At 69.5% G+C, this 17,113-nt stretch carries 17 protein-coding genes; 10 read left to right on the forward strand and 7 right to left on the reverse strand.

Annotated elements, in window-relative coordinates:
* The first annotated feature begins 101 nt into the window (after positions 1-101).
* The 7 genes from QBL25_RS20375 to pstB all read left to right on the forward strand — a co-directional run bounded on the left by QBL25_RS20375 (position 102) and on the right by pstB (position 8,304).
* The gene (locus tag QBL25_RS20375) at positions 102-2,453 is read left to right on the forward strand and encodes an RNA degradosome polyphosphate kinase (RefSeq protein WP_409058468.1); all 2,352 of its coding nucleotides are present in this window, start codon (positions 102-104) and stop codon (positions 2,451-2,453) included.
* Positions 2,434-3,522: a CHAD domain-containing protein gene (locus tag QBL25_RS20380; RefSeq protein WP_409058469.1), complete on the forward strand. Its 1,089-nt coding sequence runs from the start codon at positions 2,434-2,436 to the stop codon at positions 3,520-3,522. The genes QBL25_RS20375 and QBL25_RS20380 overlap by 20 nt, the downstream gene beginning before the upstream one ends.
* Complete coding sequence (locus QBL25_RS20385; RefSeq protein ID WP_409058470.1) at positions 3,519-3,941, forward strand: NUDIX hydrolase; 423 nt, start codon at positions 3,519-3,521, stop codon at positions 3,939-3,941. Before QBL25_RS20380 ends, QBL25_RS20385 begins: the two co-directional genes overlap by 4 nt.
* Positions 3,942-4,160: 219 nt before the next feature.
* The gene (pstS, locus tag QBL25_RS20390) at positions 4,161-5,291 is read left to right on the forward strand and encodes a phosphate ABC transporter substrate-binding protein PstS (protein ID WP_409058471.1); all 1,131 of its coding nucleotides are present in this window, start codon (positions 4,161-4,163) and stop codon (positions 5,289-5,291) included.
* 118 nt (positions 5,292-5,409) lie between these two features.
* The gene (gene pstC / locus QBL25_RS20395) at positions 5,410-6,432 is read left to right on the forward strand and encodes a phosphate ABC transporter permease subunit PstC (protein WP_409058472.1); all 1,023 of its coding nucleotides are present in this window, start codon (positions 5,410-5,412) and stop codon (positions 6,430-6,432) included.
* Positions 6,429-7,478 (forward strand): phosphate ABC transporter permease PstA, encoded by a 1,050-nt coding sequence (gene pstA, locus QBL25_RS20400; RefSeq protein WP_409058473.1) that lies wholly within the window; start codon positions 6,429-6,431, stop codon positions 7,476-7,478. The genes pstC and pstA overlap by 4 nt, the downstream gene beginning before the upstream one ends.
* 49 nt (positions 7,479-7,527) lie before the next feature.
* Positions 7,528-8,304 carry a phosphate ABC transporter ATP-binding protein PstB gene (pstB, locus tag QBL25_RS20405; protein ID WP_367043469.1) on the forward strand — a complete coding sequence of 259 codons (777 nt, stop codon included), beginning with the start codon at positions 7,528-7,530 and terminating at the stop codon, positions 8,302-8,304.
* 119 nt (positions 8,305-8,423) lie between these two features.
* Here the strand turns inward: pstB and QBL25_RS20410 are convergent, their stop codons facing one another.
* Together QBL25_RS20410 and QBL25_RS20415 are read right to left on the reverse strand one after the other, a co-directional pair.
* The gene (locus tag QBL25_RS20410) at positions 8,424-9,422 is read right to left on the reverse strand and encodes an inorganic phosphate transporter (RefSeq protein ID WP_351168350.1); all 999 of its coding nucleotides are present in this window, start codon (positions 9,420-9,422) and stop codon (positions 8,424-8,426) included.
* A gap of 9 nt (positions 9,423-9,431) precedes the next feature.
* Positions 9,432-10,052 carry a DUF47 domain-containing protein gene (locus QBL25_RS20415; protein ID WP_249589094.1) on the reverse strand — a complete coding sequence of 207 codons (621 nt, stop codon included), beginning with the start codon at positions 10,050-10,052 and terminating at the stop codon, positions 9,432-9,434.
* A gap of 222 nt (positions 10,053-10,274) precedes the next feature.
* Here QBL25_RS20415 and QBL25_RS20420 point away from each other — a divergent pair, with 222 nt between their 5' ends.
* The gene (locus tag QBL25_RS20420) at positions 10,275-10,634 is read left to right on the forward strand and encodes a metal-sensitive transcriptional regulator (RefSeq protein WP_409058474.1); all 360 of its coding nucleotides are present in this window, start codon (positions 10,275-10,277) and stop codon (positions 10,632-10,634) included.
* Positions 10,635-10,784: 150 nt separating this feature from the next.
* Here QBL25_RS20420 and QBL25_RS20425 read toward each other — a convergent pair whose 3' ends face one another.
* Positions 10,785-10,970, reverse strand: coding sequence for a hypothetical protein (locus QBL25_RS20425; RefSeq protein ID WP_409058475.1), 186 nt, complete (start codon positions 10,968-10,970; stop codon positions 10,785-10,787).
* Positions 10,971-11,103: 133 nt separating this feature from the next.
* On the reverse strand, positions 11,104-11,922 hold the full coding sequence (locus QBL25_RS20430; protein WP_409058476.1) for a hypothetical protein: 819 nt from the start codon (positions 11,920-11,922) through the stop codon (positions 11,104-11,106).
* A 119-nt stretch (positions 11,923-12,041) separates the two neighbouring features.
* On the opposite strand from QBL25_RS20430, the gene QBL25_RS20435 reads away from it, so the two are divergent.
* The gene (locus tag QBL25_RS20435) at positions 12,042-12,197 is read left to right on the forward strand and encodes a hypothetical protein (RefSeq protein ID WP_409058477.1); all 156 of its coding nucleotides are present in this window, start codon (positions 12,042-12,044) and stop codon (positions 12,195-12,197) included.
* Positions 12,198-12,293: 96 nt separating this feature from the next.
* Positions 12,294-13,883 carry an FAD-binding oxidoreductase gene (locus QBL25_RS20440; protein WP_409058478.1) on the forward strand — a complete coding sequence of 530 codons (1,590 nt, stop codon included), beginning with the start codon at positions 12,294-12,296 and terminating at the stop codon, positions 13,881-13,883.
* Positions 13,884-14,301: 418 nt separating this feature from the next.
* Here the strand turns inward: QBL25_RS20440 and QBL25_RS20445 are convergent, their stop codons facing one another.
* From QBL25_RS20445 to QBL25_RS20455, 3 genes are all read right to left on the reverse strand, one after another.
* Positions 14,302-15,003: a phosphatase PAP2 family protein gene (locus QBL25_RS20445; RefSeq protein WP_409058479.1), complete on the reverse strand. Its 702-nt coding sequence runs from the start codon at positions 15,001-15,003 to the stop codon at positions 14,302-14,304.
* Between the two features lie 353 nt (positions 15,004-15,356).
* Entirely contained in the window at positions 15,357-16,367 is a 1,011-nt protein-coding gene (locus tag QBL25_RS20450; RefSeq protein ID WP_409058480.1) for an NlpC/P60 family protein, read from the reverse strand.
* Positions 16,368-16,592: 225 nt separating this feature from the next.
* Entirely contained in the window at positions 16,593-16,913 is a 321-nt protein-coding gene (locus tag QBL25_RS20455) for a hypothetical protein (RefSeq protein ID WP_409058481.1), read from the reverse strand.
* Positions 16,914-17,113 lie beyond the last annotated feature (200 nt).

Here is a 17,113-nt window from a genome sequence, read left to right on the forward strand (position 1 = left end):
ACAGACCCCCGGCCGTGTAGACGTCCGGGGGTCTCCCGCACATGTCCCGCACGTCATGTCGCCGTAACCAGTGATTCAGACTGGCTTGCGACCCTCGCTCAATGCAGCCTGCCGTGCCCGACCCTCCCCCCATGAACGGGAAGCTCGTCCTCGCCCCGGCACTCTCCGACGCGCCCATCGGGGTCCCCGCGCGGAACAATGGGGCCATGAGCCAGCCCAGCGCGCAAGGTACGGTCCAGCACCCCCAGCCCTCCGTCGGCTCCATCGCCGCGCACAGGCCCCACACCCTGTCGGCGGCGGTCTCCGACCTCGACCCCGACATCGACGCGGATCTCGACGCGTACGACGAGGACGGCCAGGTGGGACACGACGGCCAGGAGCTGCCGCAAGGCCGCTTCCTGGACCGGGAGCGCAGCTGGCTCGCCTTCAACGAACGGGTCCTCGAACTCGCCGAGGACCCGAACACCCCCCTACTCGAACGGGCTAATTTCCTGGCGATCTTCGCCTCGAACCTGGACGAGTTCTTCATGGTCCGGGTGGCCGGCCTGAAGCGCCGCATCGCGACCGGCGTCGCCACCCGTTCGGCCTCGGGCCTCCAGCCCCGCGAGGTCCTGGAACTGATCTGGAACCGCTCCCGCGAGCTCATGGCCCGGCACGCCGCCTGCTACCAGGAGGACGTCGCCCCCGGCCTCGCCGACGAGGGCATCCACCTGGTCCGCTGGAACGAGCTGACCGAGAAGGAGCAGTCCCGCCTCTTCACGCTCTTCCGGCAGCAGATCTTCCCCGTCCTGACGCCCCTCGCGGTCGACCCGGCGCACCCCTTCCCGTACATCTCGGGGCTCTCGCTCAACCTCGCCGTGGTCGTGCGCAACCCCGTCTCGGGGCACACGCACTTCGCCCGCGTGAAAGTGCCGCCGCTGCTCTCCCGCTTCCTGGAGGCCTCCCCCCAGCGGTACGTGCCCATCGAGGACGTCATCGCCGCCCCCGCGCACCTCGCGGAGCTCTTCCCGGGCATGGAGATCCAGGAGCACCACATGTTTCGGCTCACCCGGAACGAGGACCTGGAGGTCGAGGAGGACGACGCCGAGAACCTCCTCCAGGCCCTGGAGAAGGAGCTCATGCGGCGCCGCTTCGGGCCGCCGGTGCGCCTGGAGGTGGAGGAGTCCATCGACCGGAACGTCCTCGACCTCCTCGTGCGCGAGCTGAAGATCAGCGAGGCGGAGGTCTATCCGCTGCCGGGCCCGCTCGACCTGACCGGGCTCTTCGGCATCGCGTCCCTCGACCGGCCCGAGCTGAAGTACCCGAAGTTCATCGCGGGCACGCACCGCGACCTCGCCGAGGTGGAGTCGGCGTCCGCGCCGGACATCTTCGCCGCCCTGCGCGAGCGCGACGTCCTGCTGCACCACCCGTACGACTCGTTCTCCACGTCCGTGCAGGCCTTCCTGGAGCAGGCCGCCGCCGACCCTGACGTGCTCGCCATCAAGCAGACGCTGTACCGGACCTCGGGCGACTCCCCCATAGTCGACGCGCTGATCGACGCCGCCGAGTCGGGCAAGCAGGTGCTCGTCCTGGTCGAGATCAAGGCGCGCTTCGACGAGCAGGCGAACATCAAGTGGGCGCGGAAGCTGGAGGAGGCGGGCTGCCACGTCGTCTACGGCCTGGTCGGCCTCAAGACGCACTGCAAGCTCTCCCTCGTCGTCCGCCAGGAGGGCGACACCCTGGTCCGCTACTCCCACGTGGGCACGGGCAACTACCACCCTAAGACGGCCCGGCTGTACGAGGACCTGGGACTGCTCACCGCCAAGCAGGAGGTCGGCGCGGACCTGTCCGACCTCTTCAACCGGCTCTCGGGCTACTCGCGCCGCGAGACCTACCGCCGTCTCCTGGTCGCCCCCAAGTCCCTGCGCGACGGGCTCATCTCGCGCATCGAGAAGGAGATCCAGCACCACCGTGCGGGTCGTCCGGCCTATGTGCGCATCAAGTGCAACTCGATGGTCGACGAGGCCATCGTGGACTCCCTCTACCGCGCCTCGCAGGCGGGCGTGCCGGTGGACGTATGGGTGCGCGGGATCTGTGCCGTGCGGCCCGGGGTGGCGGGGCTCTCGGAGACGATACGGGTGCGGTCCGTGCTGGGCCGCTTCCTCGAACACTCCCGCGTCTTCGCCTTCGGCAACGCGGGCGAGCCCGAGGTGTGGATCGGCAGCGCCGACATGATGCACCGCAACCTCGACCGCCGTATCGAGGCGCTGGTCAGGGTCACCGACCCGGCGCACCGGGCCGCCCTGAGCCGGCTCCTGGAGACCGGTATGTCGGACACCACCGCCTCCTGGCACCTGGGCGCTGACGGCAACTGGACCCGGCACGCGCTGGATCCGGAGGGCCAGCCCCTGCGGAACGTACAGGAGATGCTCATAGACGCCCGGAGGCGCCGGCGTGGCACAGCTAAACCATGAGACGACGACGGGCGACGTCCTGTCGGCCTATCTTCAGGGCCAGGCCACGGAGTTCCTGCGCTCGCTGCGGCTGCACCGCGAGTCGTCCTCGGACGCGCAGGGCGCCGAGGCGGCCCTGGAGGCGGCCCGGGCCCTGCGCCGCGCGGCCCGCCGCATCGGGGGCACCCTGCACACGTTCCGCCCGCTCCTGGACCACGAGTGGGCGGCGAACCTCCGCCCCGAGCTGGCCTGGCTCTCCGGCACCCTGGCCCGCGAGCACGCGTACGGGGCCCGCCTGGAGCGCCTCCTCGACGCCCTGCACCGCCTGTCGGGGCCGCCCGGGGTGCCGCAGCCGGCGGGGCACGCGGCAGCCGCCGCCGCGGGCAGGCGTCCTGCCGGGCGGAACGGATGGGAGCGGCCCGCGGCGCCACCCGCGCCACAGGGCTCCGGTGAGCCCGGGGGTGCTCCACGGGGCCTGACCGTGGGCGCGGCCAAGGCCGCGGCCCTTCTGGAGCGTCAGCTGACCCTCGCCCGGACGCGGGCCCACTCCGCCGCCCTCCAGGCCTTCGGCTCCTCCCGCTTCCACGCGGTGGCGGACAACGTCGCCGTACTGGCCAGCGAGGTCCCCCTGATCCAGGCGGCGGAGGACCTGAAACCGCTGGCCGCGAGGGCCGAGGAGGACCTCGCCGAAGCCGTGGCCGCCCTCCCCCTGGGCCAGGCGGGCCACCCGTACAACGCGGAAGCGCTGACGCACGGCCTCGCCGCCGACCCCGCGCCCGAGGCGCAGGACGCCCCCTGGCTGAAGACCCGTGCCCTGCTGCGCCTGCACCGATACGCCCAGGAGGTCCTCACGGCGGGCCCCGGCGGCGACCTGCGCCTGGCGGAGGCGGGCCGCGCCCTGGACCGCCACCGCGAGGCCGCGGACGCCGCGTCGGCCGCCACGTCGGCCGCCCGCACCCCCCGCATCGCCCCGGCGACCGCGTACGCCCTCGGCGTCCTGCACGCCGACCAGCGCCACGAGGTGGAAGCGGCCCGTTTCGCGTTCCACCAGGCCTGGCTCCGGGAGGCGGAGGCGGTGAGCACCCGGTGAAGCGGCCCGAGGGCGGCGTCGTCCTGGCGGCGGGCTGCGTCCTGTGGCGCCGCTCGCCGTTCGACGGCGGCCTGGAGATCTGCCTGGTCCACCGGCCCAAGTACGACGACTGGTCGCACCCCAAGGGCAAGCTGAAGCGGGCCGAGACCCCCCTCGAAGGCGCCCTGCGCGAGGTGGAGGAGGAAACCGGCCACCGCTGCACGCCCGGCGCCCCGCTCCCCACGGTCCGCTATCTGGCCCAGGGCCGCCCCAAAGAGGTCAGCTACTGGGCCGCGGAGGCGGCCGGCGGCCACTTCACGCCCAACGACGAGGTGGACCGCATCGTCTGGCTGCCGCCCGCCGCCGCCCGCAACCGGCTCACGCAAGCCCGTGACCAGCAGCTCGTCGACGCTCTGCTCGGCGTGCTCAACCACGCGTGAGCGATCCACTACTTTCCGTGGTGCGAGGCCTAACCAGGCCGACCGCCGAGGTTCACCCGCCGTTCACTCGTGCCCATCGGTCGCTTCACTTGCCCTGCCTAATTTCAGCCTTACAACACACCGTAAGACCGCAGGACAGAACGACCGCAGTACCGCAACGACGCAGACCTCGCACGCCGCCAGCAACGGGCCGGCGGCTCCCGGAAGGAAAACCCGAAAGTGAAGCTTCAGCGCAAGAACCGGCTCCGCGCCCTCTCCCTCGGCGCCATCGCCGTCTCCGGCGCCCTGGCCCTCACGGCGTGCGGCTCCGACGACACGAGCGGCGGCGACGGTGGCACCGGCAAGGAGACCAACGCCAATGCCAACATCAAGTGCGACGACGCCAAGGGCCAGCTCGCGGCCTCCGGTTCGTCGGCCCAGAAGAACGCGATCGACGCCTGGCGCAAGGTCTACTCGACCACCTGCAAGGACGTTCAGCTGAACTACAACCCGACGGGTTCGGGCGCCGGCATCACCGCGTTCATGCAGGGCCAGACCGCCTTCGCGGGCTCCGACTCGGCGCTGAAGCCCGAGGAGATCGAGGCGTCGAAGAAGGTCTGCAAGAACAGCCAGGCCATCGACCTGCCGATGGTCGGCGGCCCGATCGCCGTCGGTTACAACGTCCCCGGCGTGGACAACCTCGTCCTGGACGCCGAGACCCTCGCCAAGATCTTCGACGACAAGATCAAGACCTGGGACGACAAGGCGATCAAGAAGCTGAACCCCGACGCCAAGCTGCCCGGCACCAAGATCCAGGCGTTCCACCGCTCGGACGAGTCCGGCACCACGGACAACTTCACCAAGTACCTCAAGGGCGCGGCCCCCTCCGCCTGGGCGCACGAGCCCGGCAAGTCCTGGGAGGCCAAGGGCGGCCAGTCCGCCAACGGCTCCTCCGGTGTCGCGGGCCAGGTCAAGCAGACCGCCGGCGCCATCTCGTACTTCGAGCTCTCGTACGCCTCCGACGGCATCAGCACGGTCGACCTGAAGACCGACGCCAAGGAGCCGGTGAAGGCCACCGTCGACAACGCCTCCAAGGCCATCTCCGAGGCCAAGGTCGTCGGCAAGGGCAACGACCTCGCCCTGGAGCTGAACTACAAGCCCACCGCCGAGGGCGCCTACCCGATCACCCTGGTGACGTACGAGGTCCTCTGCGAGAAGGGCAACAAGGCCGAGACCCTGGCCGCGACCAAGTCCTTCCTGACCTACATCGCCAGCGAGGACGGCCAGAACGTCCTCAAGGAGAACGACTACGCGCCGATCCCGGCCGAGATCATCGCCAAGGTCCGCACGACCGTCGCGGGCCTGAGCTAGCTGAACCGAGTGCGGCCGGCCCGGCGACCCAGGGCCGGCCGCACCGTCCGGTGCACCGCCGCCAGGAGCAACGGCCGCCGACCGAGCGGCCCGTCTGCTCCGCAGACCGGAGAATCCCATGGATATACCAAGCAGTACGACCGCACCCCCACCCCTCGACGACGTGAAGCCCTCGGGCATCACCCCCAAGAGCCCCCGCCGCAGCGCCACCCGCCCCGGTGACCGGATCTTCCTCGGTCTCTCGCGCGGCTCCGGCATCGCGCTGCTGGCGATCATGGCCGCCATCGCGGCCTTCCTGACCTACCGCGCGGCCCTCGCGCTCGCGGACAACACGGGCAACTTCCTCACCACCTTCGAGTGGGACCCGGCCGGTGCGACCACCGGCGGCAAACCGTACTTCGGCATCGCGGTCCTGGTCTTCGGCACGGTGGTGAGCTCGATCATCGCCCTGGTGATCGCCGTGCCCGTGGCCATCGGCATCGCGCTGTTCATCTCGCACTACGCGCCGCGCAAGCTGGCCACTCCGATCGCCTTCGTGATCGACCTCCTGGCCGCCGTGCCGTCGATCGTCTACGGCCTCTGGGGCGCCCTCGTGGTCGCGCCCAACCTGACCGGCCTCTACAGCTGGCTCGACGACTACTTCGGCTGGACCGGCGTCTTCGAGTACCAGGGCGGCGCCCCGCGCTCCCTGATGACGGTGGGCATCCTGCTCGCCATCATGATCCTGCCGATCATCACGAACGTCAGCCGCGAGGTCTTCCTCCAGGTCCCGAAGATGCACGAGGAGGCCGCGCTCGCGCTCGGCGCCACGCGCTGGGAGACCATCCGCATGTCGGTGCTCCCCTTCGCCCGCTCCGGAGTCATCTCCGCCTCGATGCTGGGCCTGGGCCGCGCGCTCGGCGAGACCATCGCCGTCGCCACCGTGCTCTCCCCGAACTTCCTCATCAACGTGTCCGTGCTCGACTACGGCGGCGGCACGTTCGCGCAGAACATCGCCAGCAAGTTCAACGAGGCGACCGAGTACGGCCGTGACGCGCTCATCGCCTCCGGTCTGGTCCTCTTCATCATCACGCTGCTGGTCAACGGCGCGGCCCGCTTGATCATCGCGCGCCGCAAGGAGTACTCGGGGGCCAACGCATGAGCGCCACCATCGTCAAGCCCACGAGCCTGCGGGGCGCCCGCCTCCCGCGCTGGACCCCGGCCGTCGTCGCGCTCGGCTCCGCCGCCGTCGCCATCGGCATCGGCGTGGGCGCCGGCCTCGACAGCCGCATCCAGTGGGGCCTGATCGCGGCCATCCTCTACGTCGGCGCCTCGTACGCCCTCGCGGTCACCGTCGAGGGCGGACGCCAGGCCAAGGACCGCCTCGCCACCTCGATGGTGTGGGTGATGTTCCTGCTCGCCGTCGTCCCGCTGGCCTCCCTGGTCTACGAGACCGTCGAGCGCGGCACGAACGTCTTCAACGGCTACTTCCTCACCCACTCCATGGGCGTGGTCGCGGACGACGAGCCCGGCGGCGGCATCTACCACGCGATCATCGGCACCCTGGAGCAGGTGCTCCTTGCCTCCCTGATCGCCGTGCCGATCGGCCTGCTCACCGCGATCTACCTCGTCGAGTACGGGCGCGGGAAGCTCGCCAAGGTCGTCACGTTCTTCGTGGACGTCATGACCGGCATCCCGTCGATCGTCGCGGGTCTGTTCGTGCTCAGCTTCTGGATCCTGATCCTGGGCTTCGACTTCTCCGGCTGGGCCGGCGCCATGGCGCTCGCCATCCTGATGATGCCGGTGGTCGTGCGCTCCACCGAGGAGATGCTCAAGCTCGTCCCGAACGAGCTGCGGGAGGCGTCACTCGCCCTCGGCATCCCGAAGTGGCGGACCATCCTGAAGGTGGTCCTGCCCACCGCGATCGGCGGCATCACGACCGGCGTCATGCTCGCGGTCGCCCGTATCGCGGGCGAGACCGCGCCGGTCCTGCTCCTGGTCTGGGTCAACCCCATGATCAACACGAACCCCTTCGAAGGCTCGCAGGCCTCGCTGCCGCTGTACATCTACCAGCAGTACGCGGCGGGCAACCAGGCCGGTTACGACCGCGCCTGGGCGGCGGCCCTGGCCCTCATCGGCTTCATCATGATCCTCAACCTGGCGGCCCGCGGCGTAGCCCGCTGGAAGGCCCCCAAGACGGGCCGCTGACCGCGGCCATCAGCGACCCTCTCGTACCCCCTCGAAAGCAGTGATCCCCATGGCCAAGCGAATCGACGTATCGGGCCTGACCGCGTACTACAGCTCCCACAAGGCCATCGAGGACATCTCGATGACCGTGGAGCCCCGCTCCGTGACGGCCTTCATCGGCCCCTCCGGCTGCGGCAAGTCCACCTTCCTGCGCACCCTCAACCGCATGCACGAGGTCACCACCGGTGGCCGCGTCGAGGGCAAGGTGCTCCTGGACGACGAGGACCTCTACGGTCCCGGTGTCGACCCGGTCGCCGTGCGCCGCACGATCGGCATGGTCTTCCAGCGCCCCAACCCGTTCCCGACGATGTCGATCTTCGACAACGTGGCGGCGGGCCTGCGGCTCAACGGCTCGTACAAGAAGAGCGAGCTGAACGCCATCGTCGAGAAGTCCCTCAAGGGCGCCAACCTCTGGAACGAGGTCAAGGACCGCCTGAACAAGCCCGGCTCCGGCCTCTCCGGCGGCCAGCAGCAGCGTCTGTGCATCGCGCGGGCGATCGCGGTCGAGCCGCAGGTCCTGCTCATGGACGAGCCCTGCTCGGCCCTGGACCCGATCTCGACGCTCGCCATCGAGGACCTGATCGGCGAGCTCAAGGAGCGCTTCACGATCGTCATCGTGACGCACAACATGCAGCAGGCGGCGCGCGTCTCGGACCGTACGGCCTTCTTCAACCTCGCGGCGGTCGGCCAGCCCGGCAAGCTCGTCGAGATCGACGAGACGGAGCGGATCTTCTCCAACCCGTCCGTGCAGGCGACCGAGGACTACATCTCGGGCCGCTTCGGATAGACCCTGGTGTCCCCCTGACTCCCCGCGGTGCTGCATGGCGGTGCCACCGCAGGGGCAACAAGAAAGGCCCGCCCCCTGGCTCCCGGGGGGCGGGCCTTTCCCTTTGCTTCTCCGTCTCGCTAGAGGAACGCCAGATTCACGATCCAGAAACTCACCGCGGCGACGATGGCGGCCGCGGGCATCGTGATGAACCAGCCGAGAATGATGTTCTTGGCGACACCCCAGCGCACCGCGTTCACACGCTTCGTGGCACCCACACCCATGATCGCGGAAGTGATCACGTGCGTGGTCGAGATCGGCGCGTGGAACATGAAAGCGGTGGTGAACATGATGCCCGCGCCGGTGGTCTCGGCGGCGAATCCCTGCGGCGGGTCCAGCTCGATGATCTTGCGGCCGAGCGTCCGCATGATGCGCCAGCCACCTGCGTACGTACCGGCGGAGAGCATCAGCGCACAGGCGATCTTGACCCAGATCGGAATGGGCGCGTCGGCGTCCTGGACATCGGAGATGACCAGGGCCATCACCACGATGCCCATGGTCTTCTGCGCGTCCTGAAGGCCGTGTCCGAGGGCCATGCCGGCCGCGGACACCGTTTGCGCGATACGGAATCCGCGCTTTGCCTTGTGCGGGTTGGACTTCCGGAACATCCACATGATCGCGCACATCACCAGATAACCGGCGACGAGTCCGACGAGGGGCGAGATGAACATCGGAATGACGACCTTGTCGAGCACTCCGGACCAGATCACCCCGATCCCGCCGGCGAGCGCGGCTCCGACCATTCCACCGAAAAGCGCGTGGGAGGAGGACGAAGGAAGCCCGAAATACCAGGTGATGAGGTTCCACACGATGGCGCCCACGAGGGCGGCAAAGAGGATCCACATTCCCTTGTTGCCTTCGGGCGTCTCGATCAGGCCCTTGCTGACCGTCTTGGCGACACCGCTGCCCATGAAGGCACCGGCGAGGTTCATGACGGCGGCCATGGCGAGTGCCGCGCGAGGCGTCAGCGCACGGGTGGAGACGGAAGTGGCGATGGCATTCGCAGAGTCGTGAAAGCCATTCGTATACGTAAATCCGAGCGCGACGCCAATGGTCACGATCAAAGCAAAGGTGTCCATGGAGAGGCCTCAGGACTCCTTGACCGCGATGGTCTCCACCGTGTTCGCGACGTGCTCGAACGCGTCGGCCGCCTCTTCGAGCACGTCGACGATCTGCTTCAGCTTCAGCACCTCTATGGCGTCGTACTTGCCGTTGAAGAGCTGGGCGAGAAGCTTGCGGTGGATCTGGTCGGCCTGGTTCTCCAGACGGTTGACCTCGATCCAGTACTCGGTGAGGTTGTCCATCGTCCGCAGGTTCGGCATGGCCTCGGCCGTGAGCTCGGCGGCTCGCGACAGGACCTCGATCTGCTGCTCGACTCCCTTGGGGAGTTCCTCGACCTGGTAAAGGACGACCAGGTCGACGGCCTCCTCCATGAAGTCCATGATGTCGTCGAGGCACGAGGCCAGGTTGTAGATGTCCTCGCGGTCGAAAGGCGTGATGAAGGAGGAGTTCAGCTGGTGGAAGATCGCGTGGGTAGCGTCATCTCCAGCGTGCTCCGCGGCCCGCATACGCTCTGCGATCTCGGCTCGGGCGGAGGCGTCAGCCCCGAGCAGTTCCATCAGGAGCTTCGAGCCCGTGACAATGTTGTCCGCGGATGCGGCGAACATGTCGTAGAAGCTCGTCTCCCTGGGGGTCAGACGAAAGCGCACGTGGGGTCCTCGGGGTGCTTTGGATTCGGTCAGGCTGATGCTAGGCGCATCATCCGGCCACGGCTAACCGGCCAGACCCCAGTGTCGCCCATCAGGCACAGTGATCCGCACACCCCCCGAACAATCGAGTATCCTATACCCTCTAGGGGTATAGGAAGCCAGTGAGGCCGTGGCTTTCCCTATCACTGCCCAGCAGAGTGACTGTCCAAGCAGGAGGACGCGATGACGACCATCGAGCCGGCCGGTGTGGCCATGAACACCGAAGCGCCCTCCGAGACCGCCGGCGGTCACGACCAGGGCGTCCACGGCTACCACAAGCAGAAGGACGAGCACCTCAAGCGGCTGCGGCGCATCGAGGGCCAGATCCGGGGCCTCCAGCGGATGGTCGAGGAAGACGTCTACTGCATCGACATACTCACCCAGGTCTCCGCGGGCACGAAGGCCCTCCAGTCCTTCGCCCTCCAGCTCCTGGAGGAGCACCTGCGGCACTGCGTGGCCGACGCCGCGGTCAAGGGCGGCGACGAGATCGACGCGAAGGTCGAGGAAGCGACCAAGGCGATCGCCCGCATGCTCCGCACATAGCGCCGGGCTTCCCCACCCACCCGATGACCCCGCAGGGCGAACGGGCGGGTGGGAGACATCCGCCGCGAAACGGCGGGCTTGTGGCTTGTGGGGGGCGCCGCAGGGCCCGGGCCGCGCCCTTTCCCCCGACTTCGGGGGGGCCGGGACGGGCTAGTCCCGGAGGTTGCCCAGCCGCTCCACCTCGGTGGAGACGTTCAGGACCTCGTCGATGCGGTCGGAACTCATCCGCTCCTCCCCGGCGGCACTCGCCGCAATGATGAGTTCACCGCACAGCTCGATCTCGGCAAGGGCAACGTGGTCCTGAACAGTCGTACCGCGCACCAGAGCCACGTTCATCACTCACCTCTTCCTGACCTTGCTTCCTGCCGGTACCGACTTCCTAGAGTAGGGAGCGGCCTACACACCGCGCATGGCACGGACGGACCATTTCCACACCCCCGGGCGCGACTAGCCGCGCCCCCGCGCACTCCTACTTCTCGGCGATCTTCCCCGCGAAGATGTCCTCGCTCGCCGGCAGCCGCACGTCCACCGGCGCACCGAAGTCGAACAGCAGCGTGGTCGACGCCACCTCGGCGTTCGCGACGCTGAAGTGCTGGCGCACCTTCCGCAGCCGCCCCTCCTCGTCGAGGTACGCGTCGAACGGCACGCGCCCCTTGCTGAACCCTTTCGCCGCCGCCCCCAGGGCCTGCCGCTGCCCCGCGGAAGCCGCCTTCGCCGCGCGCGGCAGGTCCGCGGTGCCCCGGTAGTGCCGCACCGTCACCCCCGCCACCGCCGTCTCCCCCACATACGACGCCGTGCGCGCCCCCCGCAGCAGCTCCGCCGCGGCGAGCGGATCCGTGGCCCCGCCCGTGACGAGATTGCCGTCCGAGAGCGACGCCGTGTCGATCCGCACCCACTTGTCGGCGGGCACCCCGGCCCCCCGGTTCTTCATGTAGAGCGCGCCGCTCGCCATCAGCTCGGTGATCGGACGGTGCTCCTCGGCCCCGGCGGGATCCTTCGGCAGCACCACCACGAACCGCCCGACCTGCCGCCGGAAGTCGTACGAGCCGTGCCCGCGGATGGTCACACGGGTCCCGCCGCTGGCCATCTCCATGGACGTACGGGCCTTGGAGCTCTTCGCGCGGACCAGGACGTCGGCGGAGGCCCGCACCGCGTCCACGGCGTCCTGGGAGGCGCGCGCGTCGTCGGCCGCGGCTCCGTCGCCCGAACAGCCCGTGGCGACGGCCATGAGGCCCACCGCCGCGGCCGTGACGACCGCACCGCCCGTGCGCCTGTGCTGCTGACCCATCGCCGACTACCCCCAAGCCTTCCCGCGAGGTGCTGTAGCCCCCTGTCGTTCCGTGTAACGACCGGTACGTTGACCCGTCACGCGGAAGAGCGTTCACCCGGCGTGGGTACGGTGGAGCCGTGGCCGAGCAGCAACAGGACGAACCCCACCGCACGACGACGGTCGAGCAGGGCCGCTTCTGCGCCGCCAGGTGCACCTGCGGCTGGCGCGGACCGGCCCGCAGAGCGCGCAGCAAGGCCCGCTCGGACGCGGAGTCCCACACGGCGCCCCGCTAGAGCGCGCGGCGCCGCGCTCAACTCCCCTTTCCGCTCACCGGAACCCACGGGTCCCGTATGCCGTCTCGTACTCCGGGAAGCAACGGGAGGGGCGTCATGGAACGACGTACGTTCATCGGCACGGCGGCGGTCGCCACGGCGGCCCTCGCGACGGCGGGCTGCACCGGCTCCGGCGGGAGCGGCGGCACCGGTGGCGGCGGGGGCACGGCGTCGCGCGGCGCGGGTGCCTCGCGCTCCGGCACCCCCATCCGCACGTCGAGCGCCGCGGCGTCCACCCCCGCGAACCTCACGGCCCTCGCCAGGGACCTGGACGGCACCCTGGTCAAGCCGGGCGAGGCGAAGTGGGCGGCGGCCCGTCAGCTCTACAACACGCGCTACGACAGCCTGAAGCCGACGGCGGTGGCCTACGTGGCGAGCCCCGACGACATCCGCACCACCCTGGCGTACGCCCGCGCACACCGCGTCCCGGTCTCCATACGCAACGGCGGCCACTCCTACGGGGGTTGGTCGTCCGGCACGGGCCGTCTGATCGTCGACGTGTCGAAGCTGAACAAGACGCGGGCGTCCGGTGCGACGGCCACGGTCGGCGCGGGCGCGAAGCTGATCGACGTCTACCGCACGCTGGCCGCCAAGGGCGTCACGATCCCGGCGGGCTCCTGCCCGACGGTCGGCATCTCCGGCCTGACGCTCGGCGGCGGCCACGGAGTGGTCTCGCGGGCGTACGGCCTGACCTGCGACAGCCTCACGTCGGCGACGCTGGTCACGGCGGACGGCAAGCAGCTGACGGCGAGCAAGTCCGAGAACAAGGAACTCTTCTGGGCGCTGCGCGGCGCGGGCAACGGAAACTTCGGCGTGGTGACGGAGCTGCGGTTCCGGACGCACGCGGCCCCGCAGGGCGTCTCGGCCTACATGAGCTGGCCCTGGTCGAAGGCCGCCGCGGTCATCAGGGCCTGGCAGGAGTGGGGCCCCGACCAGCCCGACGAGATCTGGTCGTCGGCGCACCTGGCGAACACGCCGGGCGGCACGCCCACGGTCTCGGTCGCGTGCTTCTCCCTGGGGACGTACGGCGAGCTCCAGAACGCGGTGGACCGCCTGGCCGACAAGATCGGCTCCCCGGCGCGCAGCGTGTCCTTGAAGCGCCGCTCGTACGAGGAGTCGCTGGAGGTGTACGCGGGCTGCTCGTCGTTCGCGTCGGACGCCCAGTGCCATCTGCCCGGCGCCACTCCGGGGCGCAGCCCGCAGGGCGCCCTGAACCGTGAGACGTACGCGGCGAGTTCGGACTTCTTCGACCGCTCCCTGTCGGCGGCCGGTGTCCGCACCCTGCTGAGCCAGGTGGAGAACGTGACGGGCGCGAGCGCGGGCAGCATCGCGCTGACCGCGCTGGGCGGCGCGATCAACCGGGTCGACCCGACGGCCACGGCCTTCGTCCACCGCCGCAGCCGGATGCTGGCGCAGTACATCGCGTCCTGGCGCCCGGGCACCTCCGGGAAGCCGGCCCAGGCATGGCTGAAAACGGCTCATGGGGCGATGGCCCGCCATGCCTCCGGGGCGGCCTACCAGAACTACGCGGACCCGACGCTGACCAACTGGCGCGAGGCTTACTACGGTTCGGCGGCGGGCCGCCTGAAGAAGGTCAAGCAGCAGTACGACCCGAAGCGCGTCTTCGACTTCGCCCAGGCGCTGTGAGCTGGGACGCAGAGCTGTCAGCGTGGCCGGGGCGCGGTGAGCTTCGTCCGGGTCCCTGTGGCCCTGGCCCGGGTCCGGTGGCCCGGCGGCTCGGGGCGCCGTGGCCCTGGCCGCCAAGGCACCGCCTTACCCCGGACGGCGGTCTTCGCAACCCGAACAGCTCACGCGACACGCCCTCGGGTGGCCCACTGCGCGGGACCCGGCTGCTCTGGGGACATGACCCCGCGAATAGGCAAGAGAACCGGCAAGACCGCGGCGGCCACCGCCGCCCTCCTGGCCCTCGCGGCCCCGGCCGCCCACGCGGCGACGGAGGATGAGCACCCGGCGTCGGGCCCCCTGACCGCCGCCTCGGCGGGCGTCACCGTGGCCGCGGGCGGCGCGGGCTGGTGGCTCCTTAAGCGCCGCCGGGAAGCGGACGCTACGCCGCGAGACCCCGCTCGTCAGGACCGGACGCCGACGCGGAGGGCTGAGGAAGCTCCGCAACGGCCTCCGCGGGCTTCGACCACACCAGCCACCCGGCCCGCCGCGTCCGCCCCACAGCCTTCGCCACAGGGGTGAGCACGGCCATCGCCAGCGGGGACAGCAGCAGCGCGACGGCCGTTCCGAGCGCGAATCCGCCCACGACGTCCGTCGGATAGTGCACGCCCATAAAGACCCGGCAGAAGCCTTCGAGCAAGGCGAGAGCGATACCGAAGAGACCGAACTTCCGGTTGGCCACGAAAAGGCCGACGCCGAGAGCCATGGCGAGCGTCGCGTGATCGCTCACGAAGGAGAAGTCGGTCTTTCCGTGCACGAGCAGCTCAAGTCCGTCGTGATCCTTGAATGGTCTGCGGCGTTCGACGAATCCCCGGATCGGCACATTCACCAGGACGGCGATCGAGGCCGCCAAGGGCGCCCAGACGACGGCGGCGACGGAAGAGGCGGCGTCATCGAGCGCGCCCCGCTTCCGCTGCCCCCACCAGCACCAGACGACCAGCAGAACAAGTGCGAGCAGAAGTCCGTACTCACCGACGAACGCGATCGATTTCGCCAGCCAGTCCGGTGAATCCTCGGCCAGGCCGTTGATGTCGTAGAGCAGGCTGACGTCGGGGTTCGACCCTGTGGTGTCGAGTCCAGCCATGGTGCTGCGGCCCCTTGTCTCCTCGCCTCGGACGCACCTTGCCGTGCGCCCTTCCATCAACCCCCGTGTTCAGTGCTGCTTGCTGCGTGGTCAATGCCGCTCGCCACCGGGTCGGTCGTGCACTGCGGCACTTCCAGTCAAGGGAACGCATGGTCCCCTTCCCCACGTTCCGCTCTCCACCGAATGATCACGCAGACGTTACCGAAGAGAGACTCATCGCCGCAGCTCAGAGAAGTGTACTGACGGAGAGTTCAAGCCACATCACGCTCCGGTCACACCTTCCCCATGGCCCCGGTCGGGGGCTTCCGCACGGCCCGGTCCAGGGCTTCCGCATGGCCCCGGTCCGGGGCCTTTCAGGCGGCTGACAGCTTGTCGGGGACGGCGTTCGCGCCGTCCTCGGTGACGCGGGTCGCGCCGAAGTAGTCAGGGGTGTCGATCGGGTCGAAACGGATCACCGCGCCGGGTCGCGGCGCGTTGATCATGTAGCCCCCGCCCACATAGATCCCGACGTGCCGGATGGCACGTGAATTGGTGAGGTCGTCCGAGAAGAACACCAGGTCGCCCGGGAGCAGTTCGTCCCGCTTCGGATGGGGACCCGCGTTGTACTGGTCGTTCGCGACGCGCGGGAGATCGATGCCGACGCTGCGATAGGCGGCGAGCGTAAGACCGGAGCAGTCGAAGCGGCCGTTCTGGTCGGCGGTTCCGTTTCCGCCCCACAAATAGAGCGTGCCGAGCTTCTTCTGCGCGTAGTAGATGGCGCCTGCCGCCTGCTGCGAAGGCTGCACCCTGCTGGTGGGCCGGGCGAAGCTCTTCTCCAGATCCGTGATGATCTTCACGTAATTCTGGGTCTCGCGGTAAGGGGGTACGCCACCGTATTTGATGACGGCGTACGCCCCCGCGTTGTACGCGGCGAGCATGTTCTTGGTCGGGTTTCCGGGAGCGTCCTTCACATAACTGGCGAGTTTGCAGTCGTACGAGGCGGCGGACGGGATGGCGTCCTTCGGGTCCCACACGTCACGGTCGCCGTCACCGTCACCGTCGAGCCCGTGCGTGGCCCAGGTCCCCGGGATGAATTGCGCTATCCCCTGGGCGGCGGCGGGGCTCTGCGCCTTCGGGTTGAAGCCGCTCTCCTGGTAGAGCTGCGCGGCGAGCAGGGCGGGGTTGATCGCCTTGCACAGGTTGCCCCACTTCTGGACGAGCGGTTGGTAGGTGGCGGGCACGGCGCCCTTCGCGAGGCCCACGCTGCCCTGACTGCCGCCGCCGGCCATGCTTCCGGCCGCCATGTACGTCCCCACGACGAGCAGCGCGATGAAGCTCATCGCCCCACCGATGCCGACGCCCGCGACCAGCCACGTCTTACGCACCGTCAACCACCCCTCACTGCGCGGGAGTCCACCGCGCCTCAGTGTAGAGGCGGTGACCACACCTGCGGGGGATCACCGGGCGACGGCTCTCGTTCCGCACGAACTCGCCGGTGCCGAACGAAGTCGCCGGCGCTGGGGGCCGCACGAACTCGCCGGTGCCGCACGAAGTCCCCGGTGCTGCAAGAACGGTCAGTTCCGCACGAACCGCCGGTGCCGCACGAGCCGTCAGTTCCGTACGAACTCGTCCGTCAGCACGCAGCCGTCGACCGACGCAGGCAGGGCGACCGCATCTCCCTGCGGCCGGAAGTTCGGGTTGCAGTTCAGGATGAGGAGCCCGTCGCTGGTCTTGAAGACCCGGATCCAGCCGTGTCCGCCGTCGTCGCACGTGCCCCGGAACTGCACGCCCCAGGTCGCGGCGAACTGCTCGTCCATGGGGTGGTACCGCTCGTCGGACGGATCGATGCTGTACCGCTCGCACGTGGTGAAGCGCTGGAGGTACCCGCCCGCGGCCATGACGGTGCCGGCCCGGGACAGGTTCTCCAGCATCCACTTCCGCCGGACTCCGGGGCCTCCACTGGTACCGCCGTTCCCCCGTCGAGTATGGACGCCGGGACCCTAGAACAACCGCATGTCCATGATCAAACGAGGCCGTGTGCGTCCCGCACCGCCATTCCAGGCGCGGGGCGTTTCCGCAGGTCAGATAGGTGGAAGCATCCCAGCGTCCCAGATGGCCGGCCACTCCTTGC

The sequence above is a fragment of the Streptomyces sp. SYP-A7185 genome, assembly GCF_046103685.1.
Classification (GTDB): Bacteria; Actinomycetota; Actinomycetes; order Streptomycetales; family Streptomycetaceae; genus Streptomyces.

What these genes read in the sequence shown, in the direction of transcription:
- QBL25_RS20375 (WP_409058468.1), top strand. Translation starts at nt 102, where the DNA reads ATGCAGCCTGCCGTGCCCGACCCTCCCCCCATGAACGGGAAGCTCGTC.
- pstC (WP_409058472.1), top strand. Translation starts at nt 5,410, where the DNA reads ATGGATATACCAAGCAGTACGACCGCACCCCCACCCCTCGACGACGTG.
- pstA (WP_409058473.1), top strand. Translation starts at nt 6,429, where the DNA reads ATGAGCGCCACCATCGTCAAGCCCACGAGCCTGCGGGGCGCCCGCCTC.
- pstB (WP_367043469.1), top strand. Translation starts at nt 7,528, where the DNA reads ATGGCCAAGCGAATCGACGTATCGGGCCTGACCGCGTACTACAGCTCC.
- QBL25_RS20410 (WP_351168350.1), bottom strand. Translation starts at nt 9,422, where the DNA reads ATGGACACCTTTGCTTTGATCGTGACCATTGGCGTCGCGCTCGGATTT.
- QBL25_RS20420 (WP_409058474.1), top strand. Translation starts at nt 10,275, where the DNA reads ATGACGACCATCGAGCCGGCCGGTGTGGCCATGAACACCGAAGCGCCC.
- QBL25_RS20425 (WP_409058475.1), bottom strand. Translation starts at nt 10,970, where the DNA reads ATGAACGTGGCTCTGGTGCGCGGTACGACTGTTCAGGACCACGTTGCC.
- QBL25_RS20430 (WP_409058476.1), bottom strand. Translation starts at nt 11,922, where the DNA reads ATGGGTCAGCAGCACAGGCGCACGGGCGGTGCGGTCGTCACGGCCGCG.
- QBL25_RS20440 (WP_409058478.1), top strand. Translation starts at nt 12,294, where the DNA reads ATGGAACGACGTACGTTCATCGGCACGGCGGCGGTCGCCACGGCGGCC.
- QBL25_RS20445 (WP_409058479.1), bottom strand. Translation starts at nt 15,003, where the DNA reads ATGGCTGGACTCGACACCACAGGGTCGAACCCCGACGTCAGCCTGCTC.
- QBL25_RS20455 (WP_409058481.1), bottom strand. Translation starts at nt 16,913, where the DNA reads ATGCTGGAGAACCTGTCCCGGGCCGGCACCGTCATGGCCGCGGGCGGG.